The sequence below is a fragment of the Streptomyces sp. NPDC025273 genome (genome assembly GCF_040638585.1).
Lineage (GTDB): Bacteria > Actinomycetota > Actinomycetes > Streptomycetales > Streptomycetaceae > Streptomyces > Streptomyces cinereorectus.
The window spans coordinates 138,627-164,969 of record NZ_JBEZYP010000015.1 but is presented as its reverse complement, the minus strand read 5'-3'; the positions used below and the strand labels follow the sequence as shown (position 1 = coordinate 164,969).

Annotated in this window: 21 protein-coding genes, 1 tRNA gene and 3 pseudogenes; 12 read left to right on the top strand and 13 right to left on the bottom strand. The window is 68.7% G+C overall.

Features of this window, described 5'->3' with window-relative positions:
- Positions 1 to 106: 106 nt before the first annotated feature.
- Both grpE and dnaK read right to left on the bottom strand, forming a co-directional pair.
- Positions 107 to 754, bottom strand: coding sequence for a nucleotide exchange factor GrpE (gene grpE, locus AB0F38_RS23900; RefSeq protein ID WP_361896875.1), 648 nt, complete (start codon positions 752 to 754; stop codon positions 107 to 109).
- Positions 751 to 2,604 (bottom strand): molecular chaperone DnaK, encoded by a 1,854-nt coding sequence (gene dnaK / locus AB0F38_RS23895; protein ID WP_361896872.1) that lies wholly within the window; start codon positions 2,602 to 2,604, stop codon positions 751 to 753. The genes grpE and dnaK overlap by 4 nt, the downstream gene beginning before the upstream one ends.
- Before the next feature lie 298 nt (positions 2,605 to 2,902).
- Here dnaK and AB0F38_RS23890 point away from each other — a divergent pair, with 298 nt between their 5' ends.
- The 3 genes from AB0F38_RS23890 (at position 2,903) to AB0F38_RS23880 (ending at position 7,108) form a co-directional block, all read left to right on the top strand.
- Positions 2,903 to 3,565 carry a sugar transferase gene (locus tag AB0F38_RS23890; protein WP_361896869.1) on the top strand — a complete coding sequence of 221 codons (663 nt, stop codon included), beginning with the start codon at positions 2,903 to 2,905 and terminating at the stop codon, positions 3,563 to 3,565.
- Positions 3,566 to 3,657: 92 nt separating this feature from the next.
- Positions 3,658 to 5,925 (top strand): (Fe-S)-binding protein, encoded by a 2,268-nt coding sequence (locus AB0F38_RS23885; protein ID WP_361896866.1) that lies wholly within the window; start codon positions 3,658 to 3,660, stop codon positions 5,923 to 5,925.
- Between the two features lie 259 nt (positions 5,926 to 6,184).
- A complete protein-coding gene (locus tag AB0F38_RS23880; protein WP_361896863.1) occupies positions 6,185 to 7,108 on the top strand; it encodes a Yip1 family protein in 924 nt (307 codons plus the stop codon).
- Between the two features lie 80 nt (positions 7,109 to 7,188).
- Here AB0F38_RS23880 and AB0F38_RS23875 read toward each other — a convergent pair whose 3' ends face one another.
- Positions 7,189 to 7,689, bottom strand: a complete 501-nt coding sequence (locus AB0F38_RS23875) for a phosphoribosyltransferase (protein ID WP_361896860.1) — start codon at positions 7,687 to 7,689, stop codon at positions 7,189 to 7,191.
- A gap of 6 nt (positions 7,690 to 7,695) precedes the next feature.
- Entirely contained in the window at positions 7,696 to 8,271 is a 576-nt protein-coding gene (dcd, locus tag AB0F38_RS23870; protein WP_361896857.1) for a dCTP deaminase, read from the bottom strand.
- 469 nt (positions 8,272 to 8,740) lie between these two features.
- On the opposite strand from dcd, the gene AB0F38_RS23865 reads away from it, so the two are divergent.
- Together AB0F38_RS23865 and AB0F38_RS23860 are read left to right on the top strand one after the other, a co-directional pair.
- Positions 8,741 to 8,814 (top strand) — tRNA-Gly (locus AB0F38_RS23865).
- 445 nt (positions 8,815 to 9,259) lie between these two features.
- Positions 9,260 to 10,681, top strand: a complete 1,422-nt coding sequence (locus AB0F38_RS23860) for an ATP-binding protein (RefSeq protein WP_361896854.1) — start codon at positions 9,260 to 9,262, stop codon at positions 10,679 to 10,681.
- Positions 10,682 to 11,154: 473 nt separating this feature from the next.
- Here the strand turns inward: AB0F38_RS23860 and AB0F38_RS23855 are convergent, their stop codons facing one another.
- Positions 11,155 to 11,751, bottom strand: coding sequence for a TetR family transcriptional regulator (locus tag AB0F38_RS23855; RefSeq protein ID WP_361896851.1), 597 nt, complete (start codon positions 11,749 to 11,751; stop codon positions 11,155 to 11,157).
- Positions 11,752 to 11,837: 86 nt separating this feature from the next.
- On the opposite strand from AB0F38_RS23855, the gene AB0F38_RS23850 reads away from it, so the two are divergent.
- The 4 genes and pseudogenes from AB0F38_RS23850 to AB0F38_RS23835 all read left to right on the top strand — a co-directional run bounded on the left by AB0F38_RS23850 (position 11,838) and on the right by AB0F38_RS23835 (position 14,363).
- Positions 11,838 to 12,701 (top strand): NAD(P)H-binding protein, encoded by an 864-nt coding sequence (locus AB0F38_RS23850; protein ID WP_361896848.1) that lies wholly within the window; start codon positions 11,838 to 11,840, stop codon positions 12,699 to 12,701.
- Positions 12,702 to 12,755: 54 nt separating this feature from the next.
- Positions 12,756 to 13,169 (top strand): annotated as a pseudogene (locus AB0F38_RS23845) (helix-turn-helix domain-containing protein); the annotation flags it as partial.
- Positions 13,170 to 13,379: 210 nt separating this feature from the next.
- Positions 13,380 to 13,496, top strand: a pseudogene (locus AB0F38_RS23840) (phosphogluconate dehydrogenase); the annotation flags it as partial.
- A gap of 333 nt (positions 13,497 to 13,829) precedes the next feature.
- Positions 13,830 to 14,363: a GNAT family N-acetyltransferase gene (locus tag AB0F38_RS23835; protein ID WP_361896845.1), complete on the top strand. Its 534-nt coding sequence runs from the start codon at positions 13,830 to 13,832 to the stop codon at positions 14,361 to 14,363.
- Here the strand turns inward: AB0F38_RS23835 and AB0F38_RS23830 are convergent.
- A pseudogene (locus tag AB0F38_RS23830) lies at positions 14,347 to 14,922 on the bottom strand (SDR family NAD(P)-dependent oxidoreductase); the annotation flags it as partial. The gene AB0F38_RS23835 and the pseudogene AB0F38_RS23830 overlap by 17 nt on opposite strands.
- Before the next feature lie 297 nt (positions 14,923 to 15,219).
- On the opposite strand from AB0F38_RS23830, the gene AB0F38_RS23825 reads away from it, so the two are divergent.
- The 3 genes from AB0F38_RS23825 to AB0F38_RS23815 all read left to right on the top strand — a co-directional run bounded on the left by AB0F38_RS23825 (position 15,220) and on the right by AB0F38_RS23815 (position 17,528).
- Positions 15,220 to 15,309 carry a potassium-transporting ATPase subunit F gene (locus AB0F38_RS23825; RefSeq protein WP_361896842.1) on the top strand — a complete coding sequence of 30 codons (90 nt, stop codon included), beginning with the start codon at positions 15,220 to 15,222 and terminating at the stop codon, positions 15,307 to 15,309.
- Positions 15,310 to 15,442: 133 nt separating this feature from the next.
- On the top strand, positions 15,443 to 16,816 hold the full coding sequence (locus tag AB0F38_RS23820) for a potassium transporter TrkG (RefSeq protein WP_361896839.1): 1,374 nt from the start codon (positions 15,443 to 15,445) through the stop codon (positions 16,814 to 16,816).
- Positions 16,809 to 17,528 (top strand): TrkA family potassium uptake protein, encoded by a 720-nt coding sequence (locus AB0F38_RS23815; protein ID WP_361896836.1) that lies wholly within the window; start codon positions 16,809 to 16,811, stop codon positions 17,526 to 17,528. The genes AB0F38_RS23820 and AB0F38_RS23815 overlap by 8 nt, the downstream gene beginning before the upstream one ends.
- A 35-nt stretch (positions 17,529 to 17,563) precedes the next feature.
- On the opposite strand, the gene AB0F38_RS23810 is transcribed toward AB0F38_RS23815, so the two are convergent.
- The 7 genes from AB0F38_RS23810 to AB0F38_RS23780 form a co-directional block, all read right to left on the bottom strand.
- On the bottom strand, positions 17,564 to 20,110 hold the full coding sequence (locus AB0F38_RS23810; protein WP_361896833.1) for a sensor histidine kinase KdpD: 2,547 nt from the start codon (positions 20,108 to 20,110) through the stop codon (positions 17,564 to 17,566).
- A 79-nt stretch (positions 20,111 to 20,189) separates the two neighbouring features.
- Positions 20,190 to 20,894: a response regulator transcription factor gene (locus tag AB0F38_RS23805; protein ID WP_361896830.1), complete on the bottom strand. Its 705-nt coding sequence runs from the start codon at positions 20,892 to 20,894 to the stop codon at positions 20,190 to 20,192.
- 119 nt (positions 20,895 to 21,013) lie between these two features.
- Positions 21,014 to 21,649 (bottom strand): potassium-transporting ATPase subunit KdpC, encoded by a 636-nt coding sequence (gene kdpC / locus AB0F38_RS23800; RefSeq protein WP_361896828.1) that lies wholly within the window; start codon positions 21,647 to 21,649, stop codon positions 21,014 to 21,016.
- A gap of 6 nt (positions 21,650 to 21,655) precedes the next feature.
- Positions 21,656 to 23,794 carry a potassium-transporting ATPase subunit KdpB gene (gene kdpB, locus AB0F38_RS23795; protein ID WP_361896825.1) on the bottom strand — a complete coding sequence of 713 codons (2,139 nt, stop codon included), beginning with the start codon at positions 23,792 to 23,794 and terminating at the stop codon, positions 21,656 to 21,658.
- Positions 23,791 to 25,455, bottom strand: coding sequence for a potassium-transporting ATPase subunit KdpA (kdpA, locus tag AB0F38_RS23790; protein ID WP_361896822.1), 1,665 nt, complete (start codon positions 25,453 to 25,455; stop codon positions 23,791 to 23,793). Before kdpA ends, kdpB begins: the two co-directional genes overlap by 4 nt.
- Before the next feature lie 8 nt (positions 25,456 to 25,463).
- A complete protein-coding gene (kdpF, locus tag AB0F38_RS23785) occupies positions 25,464 to 25,553 on the bottom strand; it encodes a K(+)-transporting ATPase subunit F (protein WP_361896819.1) in 90 nt (29 codons plus the stop codon).
- A complete protein-coding gene (locus tag AB0F38_RS23780) occupies positions 25,550 to 25,687 on the bottom strand; it encodes a hypothetical protein (RefSeq protein ID WP_181010736.1) in 138 nt (45 codons plus the stop codon). Before AB0F38_RS23780 ends, kdpF begins: the two co-directional genes overlap by 4 nt.
- Between the last annotated feature and the right edge of the window lie 656 nt (positions 25,688 to 26,343).

Genomic DNA, 26,343 nt, shown 5'->3' with positions numbered 1-26,343 from the left:
TGCGCCACCGTGTCCAGGGCGGACTCGACGACGCCCTCGATCTGCGGCCGGAGCTCCCGCGCCCGCCTGGTCGTGAACGAGCCGGCCGCAGTGGTCGGACTCGACGTCAGACCTCCTCGGTGCCACCGCTCTCCTCGTCGTCTGCCTTCTCTTCCTTCGCGGCCGCGGGCGTCGCCCCCGGCTGCGGCTCCGCCACGGCCACCCGCGCGGGACGGATGGTGCGCTCCCCGATGCGGTACCCCGGCTGCAGGATCGCCACGCAGGTCGTCTCGGTGACGTCCGGCGCGTACGAGTGCATCAGGGCCTCGTGGATCGTCGGGTCGAAGGGCTCGCCCTCCTTGCCGAACTGCTGGAGGCCCAGCTTGGCGGCCACCGTCTCCAGCGACTCGCCGACCGACTTGAAGCCGCCGACGAGCTCGCCGTGCTCCCGCGCCCGGCCGAGGTCGTCGAGCACCGGCAGCAGGTCGGTCAGGAGTCCCGCGACAGCGAGCTCCTTGACGGTGACCCTGTCCCGCTCCACCCGGCGGCGGTAGTTCTGGTACTCGGCCTGGAGCCGCTGGAGGTCGGCCGTGCGCTCGCTGAGCGCCGTACGGACCTGGTCCAGCTGAGCCGTCAGAGCCGCTGTCTGCTGTACGTCCCCGGCCGGGGCCGCCGCCTCCTCCTCGGAGGCGGCGTCCTTCGGCTCGACTTCGTCGGAGTTGGCGCCGGAGGGGACGTCAGGCTTCTCGTCGAAGCCCGGAGTCTCCTCGGTCACGCCGCACCGCCCTTGGTGTCCTTCTCGTCGTCGACGATCTCGGCGTCGACGACGTCGTCGTCGGCCTTGGCACCGGCGTCACCCGGGGCGTCGGCACCCGGCGTCGCACCGTCGGCCTGGGCGTTGGCGTACATCGCCTGGCCCAGCTTCTGGGAGACGGCCGCGACCTTCTCGGTGGCGGTGCGGATCTCGGCGGTGTCCTCGCCCTTGAGCTTCTCCTTCAGCTCGGTGAGCGCGGTCTCCACCTCCGTCTTCACGTCGCCGGGGACCTTGTCCTCGTTGTCCTTGAGGAACTTCTCCGTCTGGTAGACGAGCTGCTCGCCCTGGTTGCGCGACTCGGCGGCCTCGCGGCGGCGGTGGTCCTCGTCCGCGTACTGCTCGGCCTCTTCACGCATCCGGTTGACCTCGTCCTTCGGCAGCGAGGAGCCACCGGTGACGGTCATCTTCTGCTCCTTGCCGGTGCCGAGGTCCTTGGCGGCGACGTGCATGATGCCGTTGGCGTCGATGTCGAAGGCGACCTCGATCTGCGGCACGCCGCGCGGGGCCGGCGGCAGACCGGTGAGCTCGAACATCCCGAGCTTCTTGTTGTACGCCGCGATCTCGCGCTCGCCCTGGTAGACCTGGATCTGCACGGACGGCTGGTTGTCCTCGGCCGTCGTGAAGATCTCGGAACGCTTGGTCGGGATCGTGGTGTTGCGCTCGATGAGCTTGGTCATGATCCCTCCCTTGGTCTCGATACCGAGGGACAGCGGGGTCACGTCGAGAAGCAGGACGTCCTTGACCTCGCCCTTGAGGACACCGGCCTGGAGCGAGGCGCCGATGGCGACGACCTCGTCCGGGTTCACACCCTTGTTGGCGTCCTGGCCGCCCGTGAGCTCCTTGACGAGCTCGGCGACGGCCGGCATACGGGTCGAGCCACCCACGAGAACGACGTGGTCGATCTCGGAGAGCTGGATGCCCGCGTCCTTGACGACGTTGTGGAACGGCGTCTTGCACCGCTCCAGCAGGTCGGCGGTCAGCTGCTGGAACTGGGAGCGCGTGAGCTTCTCGTCCAGGTGCAGCGGGCCCTCGGCCGACGCCGTGATGTACGGGAGGTTGATCGTGGTCTCGGTCGAGGACGAGAGCTCGATCTTCGCCTTCTCCGCGGCCTCGCGCAGACGCTGCAGAGCCATCTTGTCCTTGGACAGGTCCACGCCGTGCCCGTTGGCGAACTGCTTCACCAGGTAGTCGACGACGCGCTGGTCCCAGTCGTCACCACCGAGGTGGTTGTCGCCGTTGGTGGCCTTCACCTCGACGACGCCGTCACCGATCTCCAGGAGCGACACGTCGAAGGTGCCGCCGCCGAGGTCGAAGACGAGGATCGTCTGGTCGTCCTTGTCGAGCCCGTACGCCAGCGCGGCGGCCGTCGGCTCGTTGACGATGCGCAGGACGTTGAGGCCCGCGATCTCACCGGCCTCCTTCGTCGCCTGACGCTCGGAGTCGTTGAAGTACGCCGGAACGGTGATCACCGCGTCGGCGACCTTCTCGCCCAGGTAGGCCTCGGCGTCGCGCTTCAGCTTCTGCAGGATGAAGGCGCTCATCTGCTGCGGGTTGAAGTTCTTGCCGTCGAGCTCGATCTTCCAGTCGGTGCCCATGTGGCGCTTGACCGAACGGATCGTCCTGTCGACGTTCGTCACTGCCTGGCGCTTGGCGACCTCGCCGACGAGCACCTCGCCGTTCTTGGCGAAGGCGACGACGGACGGCGTGGTCCTGGCGCCTTCGGCGTTGGTGATGACGGTGGGCTCGCCGCCTTCGAGAACGCTGACGACGGAGTTAGTCGTGCCCAGGTCGATGCCGACCGCACGTGCCATTTCGATTCCTCCAACTGACTACTTGAGTGGATCTGACTCAAGGATGCATGACACCGGCCCCGGAGTCAAAGGACCTGAGCCACATCGACTCAACTAAGGTGCTCACACCTACCCCCACCTGGTCTTTTATATGACTCCTACGCGAATGAAGCAGCGCCGTCCGGGCACAGCACCCGCGACACCCCGCACTCCTGTCACGCCATACACCCCCGACCCACCATCGCACCGTGGGATCGTTCTGTCACAAAATGCGGCGAGACGGTCATAAACGGCACGTCACGGATTCCGGGCAGGTGCGATGCAGAACGCGAGGCGGACCGCGGTACGCGGGACGAGGCATCCCGCGGCGGCGCGAGCGGCCGGGCGCGCCGCCGACCTGATCTCGGCGCGCCTGGCCGCCATGACGGTCAAACGGAGCCTGGACCTGGCGCTCGGATCGGTTCTGCTGATCCTGGCCGCACCCCTGCTCACCCTCGCCGCACTCGCCCTCGCGCTCCGGGCGGGCCGCCGCCCCGGAGGGGTGCTGAGCCGGGAGATCCGGACGGGTCTCGGCGGCCGCACCTTCGAACTGCGCTCGCTGCGCACCCGGCGGCTCCGGCTCGACCTGCTGTCCCGGCTGCCCCACGTCGTGCGCGGGGAGCTCTCGCTGGTCGGCCCGGCCCCGCTGGCGCCCGACGATCCGGAGGTCTCCGGGCCCGCCGCCGGCCGCTGGCGGCGGGAGCTCCGCCCGGGCCTGACCGGCCTGGCCCAGGTGCGCGCCCGCTCCGGAATGCCGTGGGACGAACCCGCCCTGCTCGACGCGCACTACGCGGAGCATCATGGAACGGGTCTCGACCTGGCGATCCTGGCGCGGTCCGCACAGATCCAGCTGCGCACGGCGGCGCGTACCCTCGTCCGCCCGGGAAAGGCTCACCTGGGCGACACAGATCACCGCCTGCCCGGCTACAGCGTGGCGGAATAAGTGGATAGTGTCAGCACAGACTGATTAAGTTACTGCTTAGTAGTTCCTTGTACGAGCTGGATCCCACCCTCGCAGGCCCGAGGAGCCCCCAAATGCAACTCGCCGCGATCATCGTGTCGCTGGTGCTGACGGTCGTCGGCGTTGCGCTCATCGCCCGAGCCGTCGCGCAGATCTACCGGTTCGTCCGTATCGGACAGCCGGTACCGGCAGGCAGCCGCACCGACGACCCCAAACAGCGCACGATCACCCTGGCCAAGGAGTTCCTCGGCCACACCCGGATGAACCGGTGGGGAATCGTCGGCTTCGCCCACTGGTTCGTCGCGATCGGCTTCCTGACGCTGCCGCCGACGCTGCTCCAGGCGTACGGACAGCTCTTCCAGGCCGACTGGGTGCTGCCGATCGTCGGCGGCTGGCTGCCGTTCGAGATGTACATCGAGTTCATCGGCATCATGACCGTGCTCGGTATCGTCACCCTGATGGCCATCCGGCTGCTGAACCTGCCCTCGCGGGCCGGCCGCAAGTCGCGCTTCACAGGCTCGATCGCCTGGCAGGCGTACTTCGTCGAGTACATCATCCTGGTCATCGGCCTGGCGATCCTGGTTCTGCGCGGTCTCGAGGGCGCGATCCACCACGTGGACGGCTACGAGGCCTCGTACTTCGTCTCGTACCCCCTGGTGCTCGCCTTCAAGGGACTCGCCCTCGGCTCGCTCCAGAACCTCATCTACTTCACCGCGATGATCAAGATCGGCACCTCGCTGATCTGGATGATCACGGTGTCGCTCAACACCAACATGGGTGTCGCCTGGCACCGTTTCCTCGGCTTCCCGAACATCTGGTTCAAGCGGAACGCCGACGGCGAGGTCGCGCTCGGTGCGCTCCAGCCCATGACCTCGGGCGGCAAGGAGATCGACTTCGAGGACCCGGGCGAGGACGACGTCTTCGGTGTGTCCCAGGTCGAGCAGTTCTCCTGGAAGGGCATCCTCGACTTCTCCACCTGTACCGAGTGCGGTCGCTGCCAGTCGCAGTGCCCGGCGTGGAACACGGGCAAGCCGCTCTCCCCGAAGCTCCTGATCATGTCCCTGCGCGAGCACGCGCACGCCAAGGCCCCGTATCTGCTGGCGGGCGGCGGCAAGGACATGGAGGGCAACGAGCGGGCCACCGAGGAGCAGCTCAAGGACGTTCCCGCGGCCGCCCTCGCGGAGGCCGAGCGCCCCCTCATCGGCACCGCCGAGGAGAACGGCGTCATCGACCCGGACGTGCTGTGGTCCTGCACCACCTGCGGTGCGTGCGTGGAGCAGTGCCCGGTCGACATCGAGCACATCGACCACATCGTCGACATGCGCCGCTACCAGGTGATGATCGAGTCCGCGTTCCCGTCCGAGGCGGGCACGATGCTCAAGAACCTGGAGAAGAAGGGCAACCCCTGGGGGCTCGCCAAGAAGCAGCGCGTCGAGTGGACCAAGGAGGTCGACTTCGAGGTCCCGATCGTCGGCAAGGACGTCGAGGACCTCAGCGAGATCGACTACCTGTACTGGGTCGGCTGCGCCGGCGCCCTCGAGGACCGGGCCAAGAAGACGACGAAGGCCTTCGCGGAGCTCCTCCACATCGCGGGCGTCAAGTTCGCGATCATGGGCGGCGACGAGAAGTGCACCGGTGACTCGGCCCGCCGCCTCGGCAACGAGCCGCTGTTCCAGCAGCTCGGCCAGGAGAACGTCGCGATGCTGAACATGGCGTTCGGCGAGGACGAGGACGAGCCCGGGACGAAGAAGCCGAAGTCGACGAAGAAGATCGTCGCGACCTGCCCCCACTGCTTCAACACGATCGCGAACGAGTACCCGCAGCTCGGCGGCGAGTACGAGGTCATCCACCACACGCAGCTGCTCCAGCACCTGGTGGACGAGGGCAAGCTGATCCCGGTGACGCCGGTCGAGGGTCTGATCACGTACCACGACCCCTGCTACCTGGGCCGTCACAACAAGATCTACACGCCCCCGCGCGAGATCATCGCGAAGGTCCCGGGCCTGCGGAACGAGGAGATGCACCGCCACAAGGAGCGCGGCTTCTGCTGCGGCGCCGGTGGTGCCCGGATGTGGATGGAGGAGCGGATCGGCAAGCGCATCAACAACGAGCGCGTCGACGAAGCCCTCTCCCTCAACCCGGACATCGTCTCCACCGCCTGCCCGTTCTGCCTCGTCATGCTGACCGACTCGGTCAACGGCAAGAAGAACGACGGGCAGGCCAAGGAGTCGATCCAGGTGGTCGACGTCTCGCAGCTGCTCCTGGAGTCCGTCAAGACCCCCGCCGACCCCGCGGACGACGCGGAGACGGCGGGCCGGCCCGAACCCGAGCCCGTGAAGTAACACGCGCTCCCTCAGACGGAAGCGGCCGGACCTGCCTCGGGGGCAGGACCGGCCGCTTCCGTCCGTCCGGGACCCGCGGCGGGCGCGGGCGCGGTACGACGGCGGGGCGCGCCGAGGGGCCGGCAGGTGCGGCGGCCCCCGGCCGGGCCCCGCAGACCCCTCGGGGTTTTCCCCTGGTGGATGTCACAGCTAGGCCGCAAAGGCGCCCGTGTTCCCCGGCCCTCACACCGCACCCACACGGACCAGGTACGTTCGACGCGTGGCTGGATTCAGGATCGGACGCGGCCGGGACAACCGCACACCGCAGCAACACCCGCAGCAACAGCAGCCGTACGGCACGCAGGCACCACCGCCGCCGTACGGCCAGCCGTCGTGGCCGCCCTCGGGTGGCGGCGGCGCGCCGTACGGAGGCCCCCAGGGCGCCCCGTACGGCAGCGGGCAGGGCGGCGGCAACGGACAGGGACCCGGCGGACACGGAGGCGGGCACGGCGAGCCGGAGTACTTCGGCGACCCGTACCACCGGCCCCCGCAACAGGACCCCTATGCCAACGCCCCGGGGCACACCCAGGCGTTCAGCATCGACGAGACCCCGTACGGCGACGGGAGCTACCAGGCCGGCCAGGCACCCGCCGAGCCCTCCGGCCCGCGGCTGCCCTGGAAGCAGCTGCTGAGCGGCGTCGTGCTGCGCCCCGGGCCGACGTTCTGGCAGATGCGTGACCACCCCGTCTGGGGTACCGCGCTCGTCGTCACGTTCGTCTACGGGCTGCTCGCGCTCTTCGGCTTCGACCAGGCCCGCGACGAGGCGATCCACGCGGAGGTCTCCACGGCCGCTCCGTACGTGATCATGACGGGCATCGGCTTCGTCATCGGCGGGCTGGTCCTCGGCGCGGTCACCCATACCCTGGCCCGCCAGCTCGGCGGCACGGGCTCCTGGCAGCCGACCGTGGGCCTGTCCATGCTGATCATGTCGATCACGGATGCGCCCCGTCTGATCTTCGCGCTGTTCCTCGGCGGCGAGAACTCCCTGGTGCAGATCCTCGGCTGGATCACCTGGCTGGCCGCAGGAGCGCTGTTCACGTCCATGGTGAGCAAGTCGCACGACCTGCCGTGGCCGAAGGCGCTGGGCGCCTCAGCGATCCAGCTGATCGCACTGCTCTCGATCATCAAGCTCGGCACGATCTGACCGACCGGACACCAGGAAGGGCCCGGCGCCTCACGGCACCGAGCCCTTTCTTCCGTCTTCGTCGGGGCCAGGGACGGGCCCTACGAGTCGAGAACCTGCCCCGTACGCCGCACGACGGGCTTCTCGACGCTCCACGGGAAGTTGATCCACCGATCGGTCTTCTTCCACACGTACTCGCATTTCACGAGCGACTGCGGCTTCTCGTAGACGACCGCGCTGCGCACCTCGGCGACATGATCGATGCAGAAGTCCCGCACCAGCTTCAGCGTCTTGCCCGTGTCCGCCACGTCGTCGGCGATGAGGACCCTCTTCCGCGTGAAGTCGATCGCGTTCGGCACCGGCGCCAGCATGACGGGCATGTCCAGGGTGGTCCCGACCCCGGTGTAGAACTCGACGTTCACGAGGTGGATGTTCTTGCAGTCCAGCGCGTACGCCAGACCGCCTGCGACGAAGACCCCGCCCCGCGCGATGCTCAGCACGACATCGGGCTCGTACCCGTCGTCGGCGACCGCCTGGGCCAGCTCCCGCACGGCGAGCCCGAAGCCCTCGTACGTCAGGTTCTCCCGCGCCTCACCGGCCATGCCGCATCACACCTGGGTCCGGTGGAAGTTCATGTACGAACGCGAGGCGGTCGGCCCCCGCTGCCCCTGGTACCGCGACCCGTACCGCTCGGAGCCGTAGGGGAACTCCGACGGCGAGGTCAGCCGGAACATGCACAGCTGACCGATCTTCATGCCCGGCCAGAGCTTTATCGGCAGCGTCGCCAGATTCGACAGCTCCAGCGTCACGTGGCCCGAGAACCCGGGGTCGATGAAGCCGGCCGTCGAATGCGTCACCAGCCCGAGCCGCCCCAGCGAGCTCTTCCCCTCCAGCCGCGAGGCGAGGTCGTCGGGGAGCGTGATGACCTCGTACGTCGACGCCAGCACGAACTCACCGGGGTGGAGGATGAACGCCTCGTCGCCCTCGGGTTCGACCGTGCGCGTCAGGTCCACCTGCTCGACCGCGGGATCGATGTGCGGATAGCGGTGGTTCTCGAACACCCGGAAGTAGCGGTCGAGCCGCACGTCGATGCTCGAGGGCTGCACCATCGAAGCGTCGAAGGGGTCAATGCGAACCCGCCCGGCGTCGATCTCGGCCCGGAGGTCCTTATCTGAGAGAAGCACGCACCGAGGATACGCAGAACGCGCGAGCCCGCCCCCACCGGACCGCCCCGCGCGCCTGCCCCTGCCACCTGCTACCGCCGCTCGCTCCCTACCGGAACGGCCTGCCGCAACCGGGCACAGCGCGGACAGCGCAGGAGCCGCCCGGGACCGATCCGGTCGGACCCGAGCTGCTGCATCGGGAACGACGAGGTAGCAAAAACGTGCCCTTCGGCACAGCGGACGACGGTGCGCTCCATCGACTCCATCAAGTCCCTTCCCCAACCAAGCCTTGGACGAGACCGCCACATTAGGGGATGAACAGGACGCCGATCCACGCGGCACTCCGCCCACCCACGCTACGCCCCCAACTCCCCGTCCCCGCACCCGCGTCCATGCCGTCGAACACCACAGGGACCCCGCGGCGAACGCACCGGGGGCCTGCCATGGGGTAGAGTGTGCGGCGATGCACTGCCGATCATCGGCACGCCTCGCGGGTGTAGTTTAATGGTAGAACATGAGCTTCCCAAGCTCAGAGCGCGAGTTCGATTCTCGTCACCCGCTCCATGAAGAAGCCCCAGGCCGGCGGCCGGGGGCTTTCTTGCTGTTCAGACCGGCCTGACCATCCCGTATCACCTCCGCACCTTGCCCCTCTTCCCGCTGTTCAGCGCACTTCCACCCGGCCATCACACCCCGAGCCTGGCTTCAAACAACATCCACAAGGCGAGGCCTGTCCGGCGCGTCGGCATGCGTTGACTGCCGGAGGTGCGCGGACGCAGCCCCGTCACGCACACCTCCCGGCACCCGGCGCCCGCTACTGACGCCGATCACCCCCGGGCGCCGTCGAGTTGGCGTGCCATAACACGGGCCCGCTGCATGCAAGCCGGCCTTGATCTTCTCCCAGTCTCACGGGACGTCGGCAACAACTACGAGAGAGCCTTGCATTTGCGCAACTTTCATTGAGGAAAGTAACCTGCCCTGCAGAGGATGAACGATCGGCGAGGTGGAACCTGTGAACGGATTCGTTGGGCGTCGTACGGAGCTCGGCCTTCTTGATGACCTACTGACCCCTGTACGGACCGGCGGACGCAGCGGGCGGCCCGGGCGCGCCGTACTGATCCGAGGGCGCCGACGCGTCGGCAAGTCCCGGCTCGTGGAGGAGTTCCTGGAACGCTCCGGGCTTCCTCATGTCTTCTTCACCGCAGTAGGCGGCTCGAAGGCCGAGGACCTGGCAGGCTTCGCCGCCGAGCTCGCCGTCTCTCCACTCCCCGACGCCGGCCGCGTCGCGGACTTCGCCACCCCGCAGACCTGGGACGCGGCTTTGAGCCTGCTCGCCAGTGTCCTGCCTCAGGACACGCCCAGCGTGGTCGTGCTCGACGAGATGCCCTACCTCGTACGCGAGGACCCCACTTTCGAGGGCGCGCTGCAGAAGGCATTCGACCGGACGTTGTCCAAGCTCCCCGTACTGCTCGTCCTCATCGGCTCGGACATCGCGATGATGGAGCAGCTGAACACCTACGGTCGCCCCTTCTACCAGCGTGGCACCGAGATGGTCGTACCTCCGCTCAATCCGACCGAGGTCGCCGCCATGCTCGACCTCCCGCCGGCTGAGGCGTTCGACGCCTTCCTGGTCTCTGGCGGCCTCCCGCTCGTCCTTGAGGAATGGCCTCCGGGTGCCACCCTCTGGGACTACCTGGAGCAGGCGCTGGCCCGTCCGACGTCCGCCCTCCTCGTCAGCGGCGAGCGCACTCTGGCCGCCGAGTTCCCCACAGAGGCACAGGCCCGCACCGTGCTGAGTGCCATCGGACACGGGGAACGCACCTTCACCCTGATCGGCCGGGCAGCCGGCGGCCTCAATCCAGGCTCTCTGAAACGTTCCCTGGAGCTCCTCACCAGCCGACGCATGGTGGCGGCCGACCTTCCGCTGTCCACCAGGCCGAGCCGCGAGAGCCGCTACCACGTCGCCGATCCATACCTGCGCTTCTGGCTCTCTTTCCTCGGGCCCGGCATCCCCATGATCGAGCGCGGGCGTGGAGACCGGGTACTCGAATCGATCCGCACCAGTTGGACGTCCTGGCGGGGCCGCGCCGTCGAACCTGTGATCCGCGAGGCCCTGTGGCGCCTGACCGACGACCGGCTGCCCGAGGCCACCAACGTGATCGGCGGCTACTGGACCCGCACCAACGACCCTGAAATCGACCTCGTCGGCGCCGACCGATCTCCTATCGCCAAGAAGATCACCTTCGTCGGATCCATCAAGTGGCTGGAGAACAAACCCTTCGACAACCGCGATCTCGCCCGACTCGTCACCCACCGCTCACAACTGCCCGGCACCGACGACTCCACCCCCCTGCTCGCCGTCACCCGTAGCGGAAGCAGCGCCAACGGCATCCTCAGCCTCACCCCCGACGACCTCATCACCGCTTGGGCGTGACACACCAAGGGCCGTTTCCCCACAGTGACCGCGTTCGTGCCCCATCCGTGCCCTTCGGAGCGGACAACAGCGGTCAAGCACGGCGCCCAGAGACCACACCAACCTCGCCCGACCCGGTCAAACATGCAGGTCAGAGCCGCTTTGGTTGACCAAGAACCGTTGATTCCCAAGCTCAGAGCGCGAGTCCGATTCTCGTCACCCGCTCCACGACTAAGTGGTCGGCGCTTGAGATCCTTCGGGGGTTGCCTGCACTGTTGTGGTGTAGGGGTCAGTTCAGATTCCCACCGGCGTCAACCTGATGGCGAGCTATCTGGCCGCGTCCCCGGCACCTTCCGTGACTACTGGATCGCGACCATGCCAGCGACCTGTCTCCGACGAGGCGGTGACCGCCAGCATCCGCGGAGGTGGCCTGGCTGGGCCCGTGGCAACGCGTGTACCGGGCCGCGGAGCTTCTTTGAGCGGGGCGTCGCCTGTCACCGCAGTTGGTCGAATGCCTGGTCGGCGTCGGCTACGGCCTCGGGGTGGACGTCGTGGGCGGTTCGACCGTCGGCGATCTTCTGCCAGTTGGTCCGGGCGAGCACCCGTCGGACCGCGAGTACCTGGGCGGCTCGCAGGCGTGCTTGGATGCCTTCGCCGAGGGCGTCCGCCAGTGCCTCCTCGTCCTCGAGTTGGTACCGGGTGAGCCGTCCCGCCAGGCTCGGTGTGGTGAACACCAGCTGATGGAACGCCACCACCTCGGGATGATCGTTGAGGCCGGTGACGGGGTCGTACCGGTCGAGGCCGGCCCGGAAGTGCCGGTGCAGCGCCGTCACCGGCTTGAGGCCGGACCTGCGGGCACGTACGACACGGGCCGCCTCGCCCAGGTGGTCCGCGAACCGGTGCAGCACCAGGTCTTCCTTGGTGGGGAAGTACCGGAAGAGGGTCGGCTTGGAGATGTCGGCCGCTGCGGCGATGTCGTTGACTGAGACGCGGTCGAAGCCGTACTCCAGGAACAGTGAGACGGCCGCGTCGCCGATGGCCTCGCGCGTCCGCGCCTTCTTGCGGGCCCGCAGTCCCGTCGGCTCGCTCATCTGACCACCATAACATTCGTGACTGAGTTGCTTTTTTAACCGAGTAACATTTTCATGGCGGCATGAATCAGCCAGACATCCCTCCCGTGCTCGTCACCGGGGCGACGGGCCGAGTCGGCGGCGTCGTCATCGACCAGCTTCTCGACGCCGGCGTGCCGGTCCGCGCCCTCACGCATCGCTCCGAGGCGGCGGCGACGCTGCCGGCGAAGGTCGAGGTCTTCACAGGCGACCTCACCGTGCCCGAATCGCTCGACCCGGCATTGAGTGGCGCCGGTGCGGTCTTCTTCGTCTGGACCGCCCCGCCTCAGACCGCCGCGGCTGTCGTCGAGCGGATGGCAGCCCACGTGCAGCGGGTCGTCTTCCTCTCCTCCCCGCACCAGACACCGCACCCCTTCTTCCAGCAGCCCAATCCCATGGCAGCGATGCACGCCGACATCGAGCGGCTCATCGCGGCCACCGGACTCGAGTCGACGATCATCCGGCCGGGGATGCTCGCGTCGAACTCGCTGGCCTGGTGGGCGCCCGCGATCCGGGCCGGCGAGGCCGTCCGGTGGCCTTACGGCGCTGCCGAGACGGCACCGGTCGACGACCGCGACGTTGCAGCTGTCGCGGCGCGGACGCTCTATCAGGACGGAAACGTCGGAGGCGACTACGTCCTTACCGGTCCCGAGTCGCTGACCCAAGCCGCGCAGGTGAGCGTCATCGGTGACGCCCTGGGGCGCCGCATCGCATTCGAGGAGATGACGCCGGACGAGTTCCGGAGCCTGTCGGAGGGCGCGGCGCCCAGTTCGGTCGTTGGCATGCTGCTCGCCGCGTGGAGCGCGGCGGTCGGACAGCCCGCGTACGTCACCACTGCGGTTGCCGACATCCTCGGAACGGCGCCGCGAACGTTTCGCCAGTGGGCCGCCGACCACGCCACCGCGTTCACGGAGAGTTCGGACGGTTCGTAACCTCACGTCAGGCTGCGGTCCCTTGGATCCGCTCTCCCGATCGGTCTGCCCACTATGCCCGTTGCCCTCGCTCGCCCGATCACCTTGACCAACGCCGAACGCGAGCGGTTGAAGAAGTCGGCCTACGGCCACAAGACCCCCTATCAGACCCGGCAGCGGGCCGCGATCGTGCTGCACGCGGCACGGGGGCGCGCCAACGCGCGCATCGCCCGGGAGACCGGCCTGCACCTGGACACCGTGCGGACCTGGCGGGGCCGGTTCGCCGACGGCGGGCTGCCGGCCCTGGTCGACCGCAAGCGCTCCGGGCACCCGGCCCGTTTCACTCCAGTGCAGGTCGCCGAGGCCAAGGCGCTGGCCTGCCAGTTACCCGCCGAGACCGGCGTGCCGCTGTCGCGCTGGTCCTGCCCGGAGTTGGCCGCCGAGCTGACCGCGCGCGGGATCACCGATACCGTCTCCGCGTCCACGGTGCGCCGCTGGTTGCGCGAGGACGCGCTCAAGCCCTGGCAGTACCGGTCCTGGATCTTCATCCGCGACCTGGACTTCCGCGTCAAGGCCCAGCGTGTCCTGGACCTGTACGCAACGAGTACGGCGCATCGCCGAGGAGATCCGCCCCGGCTCCACAGTCGTCGACGGTGCCGTTTTCGGTCAGCCGCCAGGCGAGGGGCGTGCGACACGGCTTCCCGAAGCGCGGTCGTTCTCTCGGTCTGCCCACCACAGGCGGCGGAGGACATTGCGACGGCGGTGGCTGCACACGGCTTCGCGGGGGTGTACGTCGATGTCAACGCCATCAGCCCTACAGCGCTTCCGCGAGCGAGTCGCACGTGGTGGCACCGGCTTCTCTCCCGCGGAGCCAAGTGTTCTCACTGCGGCCCTTGGTCACCGACAGTGCCTCATGGCCGCCGGCGACGATCTCGGCGGTGATCGCCGCGCCCGTGGTTCCAGGGTGGAGGACGGTCACGGTGATCACTGGCTGCCTCCGGCGGTATGCGACGTGGGGTGTTCCTCATCCCCGTGATCCGCTGTCGCTCGCACGGGCCTGGCTGTGGGACGGGAACCGTGCAAAGGCCCTCACCGAGCTGGAGACGGCTGAGCGGATCGCGCCGCAGCTCGTAAGCCCCCGACCGCTTCTTGCCCGTCCTCGACGCGGCCTTCACTCACCTCCGCACCTGGGAACGGATGCTCTACCTCCACAGCGCCCCCACGTCCTTCCCACCGCGCGTGCCGCAGGGGCTGACCGTCAGGCGTCTCAGCGCGGTCGACGCACCGGCATTGGCGGCGATGGACCCGGCCATGGCTTGGATCCACGGCAGTTGGGGCGGGCCCAGTGCTCTCGCCGCCTCCGGACTTGGCTGGGCCGCGTTCCGCAAGGAGCAGGTGCTTGCCCTCGCCTGCACCCGCTTCCTCGGCAGCCGCTACGAGGACCTGGCCTGCGCCACCGCGCCGGGCGAGCGCCGCCGACACCTCGCACTGGCCTGCGTCACCGGCCTGACCGCCGACGTCACTGCCCGAGGCCACCGAGCCACCTGGACCTGCTCCCGCGACAACCGCCCGAGCCGCCTCCTCGCCTGGACCGCCGGCTTCCGGCTGGCCAGGGAGCACGTCCACCACGTCACGGGACCTGCCGCCGTCAGCAACCCGTCAGGATTCAGGGCGGCAGCGTAGGACTCGCGTTGTTCACGAGCACGTCCAGGTGCGGGTGCTCCGTCAGGACCCGGACGGCGAGCTGCTCGACCTCCTCCAGGCGGGAGAAGTCGGCCCCGACGGCGCACAGGCTGTCGGCGGGCGCGTCGGAGAGCGTGGCGAGCCGGTCCACGGCGGCGTGCGCCTCCTCGGCGGTACGGCCGTGCACGAGGACCATTGCGCCGCGTTCGGCAAGCAGCCGGGCGGTCTGGTAACCGATGCCGGACGTCGCTCCGGTGACAAGCACGGTGCGACCGGACAGGGTGACGACGTTGCGCTGGACGAGGCGGTCCATACCGGCGATGCCGATGGCGGAGAGGAGCGCGCCGATCGTCGTCGGGATGAGGGTGACCAGCAGGGCGACGAGGACGGTGGTGGACTGGGCCGCGCCCGCGTACCCGGCCATGGGCTGGAGTGCGAGCACGACCAGGAGGAAGACGATCGTCAGCGCCGAGAGGAGGATGTTGAGGGCGATCTCGTTCGGCGTCTTCTGCCGCTCGGCGCCCTCGATGAGGGCGATCATCCGGTCCATGAAGGACTCCGGGCCGGATGGGAGGTCGTCCGCGCCCTCGCGGCCCGGGACGGTCAGGCCATTGACGTCCACGGCACTGAGCGGCCGAGAGGGAACCTACGGGCTTCCGTGCGCGCGGTCCGCGTTGCGCGTACGGCTTTGACGGTGCTCTGACGGATCATGCCGAAACGCGTCAAAGTGGCGTCAGAATCGCTCCCGCCGACGGAAGAAGGACGTCAACGCTCCCCCGGAGAGGGTGGCCCGCGTGTTTTCCTGAGCCGGTCGAATTCGGGCGGGGCAGCCCGCAGCACAAGGGAGTTGATCGCTATGAGCGAGGAGAACTGGGTCGGACTCGTGGTGGCCTTGTCACTGGTCGGCTACCTGGTGGCGGTCGTGATGCGTCCGGGGAAGTTCTGAGCACCTCTCGGAGAGGTACCTCGTGCCGTCCGCTGCCTGGTCAGGAGTGTCCGGGTAGGGTGACCGCCGCCGGTTCGTTGACGGGTTCGATACGCCCCCGGCTGTGAAGCGGTGAGGCGAGGGAGGCCGACTGGTGGCTGGGCAGCTGACGAGGGTGCGGCGGTCGCTGTTCGCCGTGCACCCGGCCCGGACCCTGGCCATGGCCTTCGGCGCGGTGATCCTGCTGGGCGCGTTCCTGCTCATGCTGCCGGTTTCCTCGGAGGAGGGCGGGGCGACAGGGTTCGTGACCGCCCTGTTCACCTCCACTTCCGCGGTATGCGTGACCGGCCTGGTCGTGGTCGACACCGGGACGTACTGGAGCGGGTTCGGCGAGGGCGTGATCCTCGCGCTGATCCAGGTCGGCGGCTTCGGCATCATGACGATGGCCTCACTCCTCGCGCTGCTCGTCTCGGGCAAGCTGCGGCTGCGCATGCAGCTGACCGCAGCGGCGGAGACGAAGAGTTTCGGCATCGGCGACGTGCGCCGTGTCCTGATCGGCGTCGCCGGGACCACGCTGGCGGTGGAGCTCGCGGTGGGGGGCTGGCTCGCGCTGCGCTTCCGGTTCGGTTACGACCGGCCCATTGCCGAGTCGGCCTACTCCGGGCTCTTCCACGCGGTCTCGGCGTTCAACAACGCGGGCTTCGGGCTCCACGTCGACAGCCTCACCCCGTACGCGCAGGACCCCTGGGTGACACTGCCCGTCGCCCTGGCGGTCATTCTGGGCGGGCTCGGCTTCCCGGTCCTCCTTGAGCTGCTGCGACACCGGACGCGCAGAAGGCTCACCGGGCGCCGCACATGGACGCTGCACACCCGCATGACCCTGCTGACCACCCTCGTCCTGCTGATGGCCGGCACGATGCTCACCTGCCTCCTGGAATGGACCAACCCCGGTACTTTGGGGCGCTTCGACTGGGACGAGAAGGTCCTCAACGGCTTCTTCCACTCCGCGATGAGCCGCACCGCCGGGTTCAATGCCGTCGACATCGGTGCCATGCATGCCTCCACCCTGCTGATGACCTGCACGCTGATGTTCATCGGCGGCGGCAGCGCGGGCACGGCAGGCGGCATCAAGGTCACCACGTTCGCGGTCCTGGCCGCCGCCATCTGGGCGGAAGTGCGGGGCGAGCCGAACTCCACCGTCATGGGCCGGCGTCTGGCCCCCCACGTGCTGCGCCAGGCCCTGACCGTCGCCCTGCTGGCCGTCGGGCTGGTGATCACGGCCACGCTCGTCCTGCTGAACGTGTCCCCGGCCCCCATGGAAGCCGTCCTGTTCGAGGCGGTGTCCGCGTTCGGCACCGTCGGACTGTCCACCGGCATCACGGCCGACTTCCCGGACAGCGGACAGCTCGTGCTCATCCTGCTCATGTTCGTCGGGCGACTCGGCCCGGTCACTCTGGTCTCCGCGCTCGCCCTGCGCGAGCGGACCCGCCGCTACCAGCTACCCGAGGAGCGACCCGTCATTGGGTAACTACCTGCACAACCTGCGTCGACGCCGCCGCAAGCGGCTCGCCCAGCAGTACCCCGAGATGAGCGACCAGCGGGTCGCGGTCATCGGCCTGGGCCGGTTCGGCAGTTCCCTGGCCCTGGAGCTGACCCGGCGTGGCTGGGACGTGCTCGGGATCGACACCGACCCGCAGCTCGTCCAGCGACACAGCGACACCCTCACGCACTCCGCGGTCGCCGACTGCACGGACCCCGAGGTCCTGCGCCAGCTAGGCGTCCACGAGTTCACCAGCGCGGTGGTCGGCATCGGCACGGACATGGAGGCCAGCATCCTGATCGCCTCCAACCTTCTGGAGGAGAACGTCCCCAACATCTGGGCGAAGGCGATCAGTCGCCAGCACGGTCAGATCCTGGAGCGGCTCGGGGTCCACCACGTCGTGCTGCCGGAGCACGAGATGGGCGAGCGGGTGGCCCACCTCGTGACGGGCCGGATGCTCGACTTCATCGAGTTCGACGACGACTACGCCCTGGTGAAGACCGTCGCGCCCGACAGCATCACGGGCGTCCCGCTGGGCAAAAGCGGAGTGCGATCCAGGCACGGGGTCACGATCGTCGGCATCAAGCGCCCGGGCGAGGGCTTCACCCACGCGACCGCCGAGACCATGATCGCGAAGGGAGACATCATCATCGTCACCGGCAAGATCCAGGCGGTGGAGGCGTTCGCCGAAATAAGCTGACGCCGGGCCGGCAGGGCCCGGCCTGCGGCCACGGCTCAGGTGGTCGCCGCGGCCGGTAGCTCGGGCCGGACCGGCTGGTGGGACGGTGTCGTAGGCAGTGCGATCACCATGGTCAGCCCGCCGCCCGGGGTGTCCTCGGCGGTGACGGTGCCGCCCATGGCCTCGACGAACCCGCGGGCGACCGCGAGTCCGAGCCCGACACCGGCGCCGCGCGGAGCGTCGCCGTGCCTCTGGAAGGGCTCGAAGACGGCGTCCTTGGCCTCGTCGGGGATACCGGGCCCGCGGTCGACGACGCGCAGCTCCACACGGTCGCCGATCGCGCTGGCGGCCACCAGGACCGGTGTGCCGGCGGGGGTGTACTTGACGGCGTTCTCGACAATGTTGGCCACGGCCCGCTCCAGCAGACCCCGGTCCACCGTGACCATGGGCAGGGTCTCCGGGATGTCCAGGACGACGCTGTCCTCGGGTACGCCGCCCAGCGCCATCGGCACGACCTCGTCGACGTCGGTCTCGCGGAACACCGGCATGACGGTCCCTGTCTGCAGCCGGGACATGTCGAGCAGGTTCCCGACCAAGTGATCGAGGCGGTCGGTGCCCTCCTCTATGCCGGCGAGCAGCTCGGCGCGGTCGTCCTCCGACCATTCGACGTCGTCGGCGCGCAGGGAGGTGACAGCGGCCTTGATGGCGGCCAGCGGGGTGCGCAGGTCGTGGCTGACCGCGGCGAGCAGGGCCGTACGGATCTTGTTGCCCTCGGCGAGCTTGCGGGCCCCGGCCGCCTCGCCGACCAGGCGCTGACGGTCCAGGACGACGGCGGCCTGGGAGGCGAAGGCTCCCAGAACACGCCGGTCCTCCGCGGGCAGGACCCGGCCGGTCAGGGCCAGGGCCAGGTGGTCGCCGACGGGCATGTCGACGTCCGCGTCCTCGGGGCGGACGACCGGCTGGGCCTGGCCGACACTGCCCACGCAGGTCCACGGGTCGACGTCGCTGGTCCGCTCCAACAGGGCGACGGACTCCATGGCGAAGGTCTCCCGCACCCGGTCGAGCAGCGCCTCCAGGCTGGTGTCGCCGCGCAGCACACTGCCCGCGAGCAGGGACAGGGTCTCGGACTCCGCCCGCAGCCGGGCGGCCTGCTGGGTGCGGCGCGCAGCGAGGCCGACGACCGACGCCACGGAAGCCGCAACGGCGAAGAAGACGAAGAAGGCGAAGATGTTCTCGGGGTCGGCGATGGTCCACGTGTGGACGGGGGGCGTGAAATACCAGTTCAGGAGCAATGAGCCGACAGTGGCCGAGGCGAGTGCCGGCCACATCCCGCCAAGCAGCGCCGCCCCCACGGTCACGGCCATGAAGAGCTGCATCTCGTTGGCCAGCCCCGTCCCGCCGCCCATCGTCGTCAGCACCAGGGTGAGCAGGAGCGGCCCGGCCACACCGACCAGCCAGCCCGCCACGAGACGCGGACCCCCGAGGCGGCTGCGCTGCCGCTTGGGCAGCCCTCGACCCCGCCCGACCGCGTCGTGCGTGACGATGTGGACGTCCAGGTCGGGACCCGACTCGCGGGCCACGGTGGCGCTGACCCCGGGCCCGAACACGTACTGCCAGGAACGGCGCCGGCTCGCGCCAAGGACGATCTGGGTGGCGTTCACGCCGCGCGAGAACGCGAGCAGCGCGGAGGGGATGTTCTCGCCGATGACGTGGTGGAACGTTCCGCCGAGGTCCTCGACGAGGGTCCGCTGGACGGCCAGCTCCTTGGGTGAGGCGGAGGCGAGGCCGTCGCTGCGGGAGATGTAGACCGCGAGGACCTCGCCGCCTGCGCCCTTCTCGGCGAGCCGGGCAGCCCGCCGGATGAGGGTCCGTCCCTCGGGGCCGCCGGTCAGGCCGACGACGATCCGCTCCCTCGACCCCCAGATCGCGGAGACCTCGTGGTCCGAGCGGTACTGGTTGAGGTACTCGTCGACCCGGTCGGCCACCCACAGCAGGGCCAGCTCGCGCAGGGCGGTGAGGTTGCCGGGCCGGAAGTAGTTGGACAGGGCGGCGTCGATCTTGTCCGGATTGTAGATGTTCCCGTGGGCCATCCGCCGCCGCAGCGCCTCCGGCGACATGTCGACCAGCTCTATCTGGTCGGCGTGGCGGACGACCTCGTCGGGGACGGTCTCCTTCTGCCGTACACCGGTTATGGACTCCACGACATCTCCCAGCGACTCCAGGTGCTGGATGTTCGCCGTCGATATGACGTCGATCCCGGCCGCGAGGAGCTCCTCGACGTCCTGCCAGCGCTTGCTGTTGCGCGAGCCGGGGATGTTGGTGTGCGGGAGCTCGTCCACCAGGGCGACCGCCGGACGACGGGCCAGGACCGCATCGACGTCCATCTCCGTGAAGGTGCTGCCCCGGTACTCGATCTCGCGGCGCGGGATCTGCTCCAGGCCGTGCAGCATGACCTCCGTGCGCGGCCGGTTGTGGTGCTCGACGAAGGCGACCACGCAGTCCGTACCCCGCTCGACACGGCGGTGGGCCTCGGAGAGCATCGCGTACGTCTTGCCGACGCCCGGCGCCGAGCCGAGGTAGATCCGAAGCTTTCCGCGTCCCATGGTGCGATCTTTCGTGTCGAAGCAGATGGTTCCGTGGCCGTCGCGGACGCTGCCACGACCTGCCCTGAGCGAGCGCCACTCAGCCTTCGAAGCGGTAGCCCATTCCCGGTTCGGTGATCAGGTAGCGCGGTTGGGAGGGGTCCTTCTCCAGTTTGCGCCTGAGCTGCGCCATGTAGACGCGGAGGTAGTTCGTCCGGGCGGCGAAGGTGGACCCCCAGACCTCTTCGAGGAGCTGCCGCTGGCTGATCAGCCGCCCCGGGGTGCGGACCAGGATCTCCAGCAGGTGCCATTCGGTCGGGGTGAGACGGACGGGCCGGCCGTCGCGCCGGACCTTCTTGGCGGCGAGGTCGACGGTGAAGTCCTGTGTGGTGACCGTGAGCGACGGCGGCCCGTCGGCAGGCAGCACGCCGCCCGTACCGTCCCTGGTGTTGCGCCGTACCGCGGCCCGCAGCCGGGCCAGCAGTTCGGCCATGTCGAAGGGCTTGGTGATGTAGTCGTCGGCGCCCGCCTCGAATGCCTCGACCTTCTCGTGGGTGGTGCACCGAGCCGAGAGGACGACGAGCGGCACGCGGGTCCAGCCGCGCAGGGCCTTGATCACGTCGATGCCGTCCGTGTCGGGAAGACCGAGGTCGAGGACGACGACGTCCGGTCTGCGCTCGGCGGCCAGCCGCAGCGCGGTGGTGCCGTCGGGGGCCGCGTCCACCTCGTACGCGCGCGCCTGCAGGTTGATCGTCAGGGCCCTGACGAGCGGCGGTTCGTCCTCGACCACCAGCACCCGGGTCATCGGGGGTGCCACCTTTCTTTGTCGTCTCGTCGTTCGCGGAATCCGTCGGCGGGTACGGGAACCGCCGGTACGGGGGAGTCCCGGCCCGACGGTTCCCGTACGGCCTGCCGACGGGATCGTCAGCGTGCGGCCAGGTCCTTCAGTGCGAGGTTGAGCGTGAGGACGTTGACGTGAGGTTCGCCGAGGAAGCCGCCGGTGCGGCCCTCGGTGTGGTCCTCGACCAGCTTCGCGACCTGCTGCTCGGTCAGACCGTTGGCCTGGGCGACCCGCTTGATCTGGATCTCCGCGTACTTCGGGGAGATGTGCGGGTCGATCGCGGAGGCCGAGCCGGTGACCGCGTCCTTGGGGACCTTGGACTCCGGTACGCCGTTGAAGGCGGCCACGGCCTTCTTGGTGTCGCCGACCAGCTTGGTCAGAGTCGGGTCGGACGCACCGAGCTGGTTGGAGCCGGTGGACAGCGGATCGTAGCCGCTGTTGGAGGGGCGCGGCTGGAACCACTTCGGATCCGGCCGGGCGACCTCGTTCTCGTCTTCCGGGTTCTTCTTCGGCAGGTCCCAGGTCTGGCCGATGAGCTCGGAGCCGACCTCTTCGCCTTCGACCTTGACGATCGAGCCGTTGGCCTTGTCGTGGAAGAGGCCCTGGGCGACGCCCGTGACCGCGAGGGGATAGAGGATGCCGGTGACGACCGTGAGGACGAGCAGCATGCGCAGCGCGGCCCAGGCCAGGCGTCCCGTGTTCGCTACGGAGTTGTTCATAGCTGATCAGCCGATTCCGGGGATGAGGGAGATGAGCAGGTCGATGAGCTTGATGCCGACGAACGGGGCGACCAGGCCGCCGAGCCCGTACAGGCCCAGGTTCCGGCGCAGCATCTTGTCGGCGCTGGTCGGCCGGTACCGCACGCCCTTCAGAGAGAGCGGCACCAGCGCGATGATGATCAGCGCGTTGAAGATCACCGCCGAGAGGATCGCGGACTCCGGCGAGGCCAGGCCCATGATGTTCAGCTTGTCGAGCGACGGGTAGGCCACCGCGAACATCGCGGGGATGATCGCGAAGTACTTCGCCACGTCGTTGGCGATCGAGAACGTGGTGAGCGCGCCTCGGGTGATGAGGAGTTGCTTGCCGATCTCGACGATCTCGATGAGCTTGGTCGGGTTGGAGTCCAGATCCACCATGTTCCCGGCCTCCTTCGCGGCCGAGGTACCGGTGTTCATGGCCACGCCCACATCCGCCTGCGCGAGCGCCGGTGCGTCGTTCGTACCGTCGCCGGTCATCGCCACCAGCTTGCCGCCGGCCTGCTCCCGCTTGATGAGGGCCATCTTGTCCTCGGGGGTGGCCTCGGCGAGGAAGTCGTCGACGCCCGCCTCCTCGGCGATGGCCCTGGCCGTCAGCGGGTTGTCACCCGTGATCATGATCGTCTTGATGCCCATGCGGCGCAGCTCGTCGAACCGCTCACGCATGCCGTCCTTGACGACGTCCTTGAGGTGGATGACGCCCAGGACACGGGCACCCTTGTCGTCCTTGGCGGCGACGAGCAGCGGGGTGCCGCCCGCCTGGGAGATGCGGTCGGTCAGCTCGCGGGCATCGGAGGCGACGGTGCCGCCCCGCTCCTCGACCCAGGCGACGACCGAGCCGGTCGCTCCCTTGCGGACCTGACGGCCGTCGACGTCCACGCCCGACATACGGGTCTGGGCCGTGAAGGCGATCCACTCGGCGTGGGCGAGTTCGCCCTGGTGGCGCTCGCGCAGGCCGTACTTCTCCTTGGCGAGGACCACGATGGAGCGGCCCTCGGGGGTCTCGTCGGCCAGCGAGGAGAGCTGGGCGGCGTCCGCGACCTCGGCGTCGGTCGTCCCGCGTACGGGCACGAACTCAGCCGCCTGCCGGTTGCCCAGGGTGATGGTGCCGGTCTTGTCGAGCAGCAGCGTGGACACGTCCCCGGCTGCCTCGACCGCACGCCCGGACATCGCGAGGACGTTGCGCTGGACGAGCCGGTCCATGCCGGCGATGCCGATCGCGGAGAGCAGCGCGCCGATGGTCGTCGGGATCAGGCAGACCAGCAGAGCGGTCAGGACGATCATCGAGGTCTGCTGGTCGGCGCCCGCGTAGATCGCGAAGGGCTTCAGGGTGACGACGGCCAGCAGGAAGACGATGGTGAGGGACGCCAGGAGGATGTTGAGGGCGATCTCGTTGGGGGTCTTCTGCCGGGCGGCACCCTCGACAAGGTTGATCATCCGGTCGATGAAGGTCTCACCGGGCTTGGTCGTGATCTTGATGACGATCCGGTCGGAGAGGACCTTCGTACCGCCGGTGACGGCCGAGCGGTCGCCGCCGGACTCGCGGATGACTGGGGCCGATTCGCCGGTGATGGCGGACTCGTCCACGGACGCGACGCCTTCGACGACGTCACCGTCGCCGGGGATGATGTCGCCGGCCTCGCAGGCGACGAGGTCACCGATCCTCAGCTCCGCCCCCGGAACCCGCTCCTCGTTCTTGCCGATGATCCGGCGGGCGACGGTCTCGGTCTTGGCCTTGCGCAGGGTGTCGGCCTGGGCCTTGCCGCGGCCCTCGGCAACGGCCTCCGCCAGATTGGCGAAGATCGTGGTCAGCCACAGCCAGGCGGTGATAGCCCAGCCGAACCAGTCGCCCGGGTCCCTGATCGCGAGGACGGTGGTGACCACCGATCCGATCAGCACCACGAACATGACCGGCGACTTGACCATGACCCGCGGGTCGAGCTTGCGCAGCGCGTCCGGGAAGGACTTCAGGAGCTGCTTCGGGTCGAACAGACCCCCGCCGACCCGCCCGCCCTCGGGCTTGCGCCCGGTGGGCACGTCCGAGTGCGGCGCTGGGCTCGTCGTCGTGGTGGACATGGCGTCCTCGTACTTCTTTACGTCGATGGTCATGCCGCGAGCCCTTCGGCGAGCGGGCCCAGCGCGAGGGCCGGGAAGAAGGTCAGACCAGTGATGATCATGATGGTGCCGACCAGGAGGCCGGTGAACAGCGGCTTCTCGGTCCGCAGGGTGCCCGCGGTCGCGGGGACGGGCTTCTGCTCCGCCAGCGAGCCTGCGAGCGCGAGGACGAACACCATCGGCAGGAACCGGCCGAGCAGCATGCACAGTCCCAGTGCCGTGTTGTGGAACCCGGTGTTCGCGCCGAAGCCGGCGAAGGCCGAGCCGTTGTTGTTCGAGGCGGAGGTGTAGGCGTACAGCACCTCGGAGAAACCGTGCGCTCCGACATTGGTCATCGACGACTCACCGTTGCCGGTGGCCATCGCGATCGCCGTGCCGACCAGGACGAGGGCAGGGGTGATCAGGATGTAGCAGGCCGCGTACTTGATCTGGCGGGTGCCGATCTTCTTGCCCAGGTACTCGGGAGTACGGCCGACCATCAGACCGGCGATGAACACCGCGATGATCGCCATGATCAGCATGCCGTAGAGGCCGGAGCCGACACCGCCGGGCGCAATCTCGCCCAGCATCATGCCGAGCAGCAGCACACCGCCGGACAGACCGCTGTACGAGTCGTGGAACGAGTTGACCGAACCGGTCGACGTCATCGTCGTGGAAACCGCGAACAGGGAGGAGGCCCCCTCGCCGAACCGCTGCTCCTTGCCCTCCATAGCGCCACCCGCGAGTTGCGAGGCCGTGCCGGGGTGGGCGAACTCGGTCCAGGTCACCAGGACCACACCGACGAACCAGATGGTGGCCATCGCCGCGACGATCGCGTAGCCCTGCTTCACGCTGCCGACCATCTTGCCGAAGGTGCGCGGCAGCGAGAACGGGATGACGAGCAGCAGGAAGATCGTCAGGAGGTTCGAGAAGCCGTTGGGGTTCTCGAAGGGGTGCGAGGAGTTGGCGTTGAAGTAACCGCCACCGTTCGTCCCCAGGTCCTTGATGGCCTCCTGGGAGGCGACCGCGCCGGGGCTGATCGACTGCGTCTGACCGGTGACCGTGGTGATCTCGTTGATACCCGCGAAGTTCTGCACGGCACCGGTCGCGACCAGCACGATCGCCGCGACCACCGAGATCGGGATCAGGATACGGACGACGCCGCGGACCAGGTCGGCCCAGAAGTTGCCCAGCTCACCGGTGCGGGAGCGGGCGAAGCCGCGGACCAGTGCCACGGCGACCGCGATGCCGACGGCGGCCGACACGAAGTTCTGCACGGCAAGGCCGGCGGTCTGGGCGACATGCCCCATGGACGACTCGCCCGAGTACGACTGCCAGTTCGTGTTCGACGTGAACGAGGCCGCCGTATTGAACGCCTGGTCCGGCGTGATCGCCGCGAATCCGAGCGACCCAGGAAGGTCGTCCTGTATGCGCAGGATCAGGTAGAGGAACAGCACGCTCACGGCGGAGAACGCCAGGACACCGCGCAGGTACGCGGGCCAGCGCATCTCGGTGTCGGGGTTCGCTCCGACGGCTCGGTAGATCCACTTCTCCACCCGGAGGTGCTTGCCGGAGGAGAAGACGGCGGCCATGTAGTCGCCGAGGGGGCGGTGCACAAGGGCGAGCGCGACGATCAGTGCGGTCACCTGGAGCACGTCAGCAAGAACGGGGCTCATATCCGTACTCAGAACCTCTCCGGCTTGACGAGGGCGAGGACGAGGTAGCCCAGCAGGGCGGCGGCCACGACGAGGCCGACGATGTTCTCGGCGGTCACAGCTTCGCCACCCCCTTGGCGATGAGGACCACCAGCGCGAACACCGCGATCGTGGTGACGACGAAGGCCACGTCGGCCATCGCATGCTCCTTGAAGAGGTTCGGGGAGGAACGGACACCACGAGAGAAGCGCACCCTTGGCGCGAAAGCGCCCCTCGTTGACGACCTCGATACGCCGCTGACTGCCTTCCTAGCGGCATCCATACGGCGCAGTGCTCTGGGTCACTCCCATGGCGGACGTCATCGGCCCCGCCGCAGCAGCAACCGCACGAGAACGACGGCGGCGAGAACGAGTACGGGCAGCAACGAGACGGCCACCCCGACGGCATCCATGCCCACGGCAACACGCCCTGAGATCAGTGGGCCCCGACGTTTCGTCGGCAGTGCCGCGAACAGGCCCGTTCACCCCAGCCTGGTCCCTAACGGCCCGAGCGCTAGAAGGGCTGACGCGACTCTGATGCCTGCGACGGCCGGCTTGATGAGCTCCTTACGGCAGAGCCCGCACCACAGCGCTATGCGACTACGTCCGGCGCACCGGGCACGCTCGAGAGGCCGTGCGCCACAACGTGCCAGTAGGGGCGGTCAACAAGGGGGCGCACGGAGCAGCCAGGACGGGAACCCGGCCGGACGTTCACACAGCTCAGAGGCCATAACCAGGCGAAAGTGCCGGGTGATTCCCAAGCTCAGAGCGCGAGTTCGATTCTCGTCACCCGCTCCATGAAGAAGCCCCAGGCCAGTGGCCGGGGGCTTCTTTGTCGTCTGGACCTCCTACGGCCCGCGCGCCATTCACG

Coding starts and splice junctions, on each gene's coding strand:
- kdpC (WP_361896828.1), bottom strand. CDS start 21,649: ATGAACAACTCCGTAGCGAACACGGGACGCCTGGCCTGGGCCGCGCTG.
- AB0F38_RS23810 (WP_361896833.1), bottom strand. CDS start 20,110: ATGGGACGCGGAAAGCTTCGGATCTACCTCGGCTCGGCGCCGGGCGTC.
- kdpB (WP_361896825.1), bottom strand. CDS start 23,794: ATGACCATCGACGTAAAGAAGTACGAGGACGCCATGTCCACCACGACG.
- AB0F38_RS23825 (WP_361896842.1), top strand. CDS start 15,220: ATGAGCGAGGAGAACTGGGTCGGACTCGTGGTGGCCTTGTCACTGGTC.
- AB0F38_RS23855 (WP_361896851.1), bottom strand. CDS start 11,751: ATGAGCGAGCCGACGGGACTGCGGGCCCGCAAGAAGGCGCGGACGCGC.
- AB0F38_RS23890 (WP_361896869.1), top strand. CDS start 2,903: ATGCAGAACGCGAGGCGGACCGCGGTACGCGGGACGAGGCATCCCGCG.
- AB0F38_RS23805 (WP_361896830.1), bottom strand. CDS start 20,894: ATGACCCGGGTGCTGGTGGTCGAGGACGAACCGCCGCTCGTCAGGGCC.
- dnaK (WP_361896872.1), bottom strand. CDS start 2,604: ATGGCACGTGCGGTCGGCATCGACCTGGGCACGACTAACTCCGTCGTC.
- AB0F38_RS23875 (WP_361896860.1), bottom strand. CDS start 7,689: ATGGCCGGTGAGGCGCGGGAGAACCTGACGTACGAGGGCTTCGGGCTC.
- kdpA (WP_361896822.1), bottom strand. CDS start 25,455: ATGAGCCCCGTTCTTGCTGACGTGCTCCAGGTGACCGCACTGATCGTC.
- AB0F38_RS23885 (WP_361896866.1), top strand. CDS start 3,658: ATGCAACTCGCCGCGATCATCGTGTCGCTGGTGCTGACGGTCGTCGGC.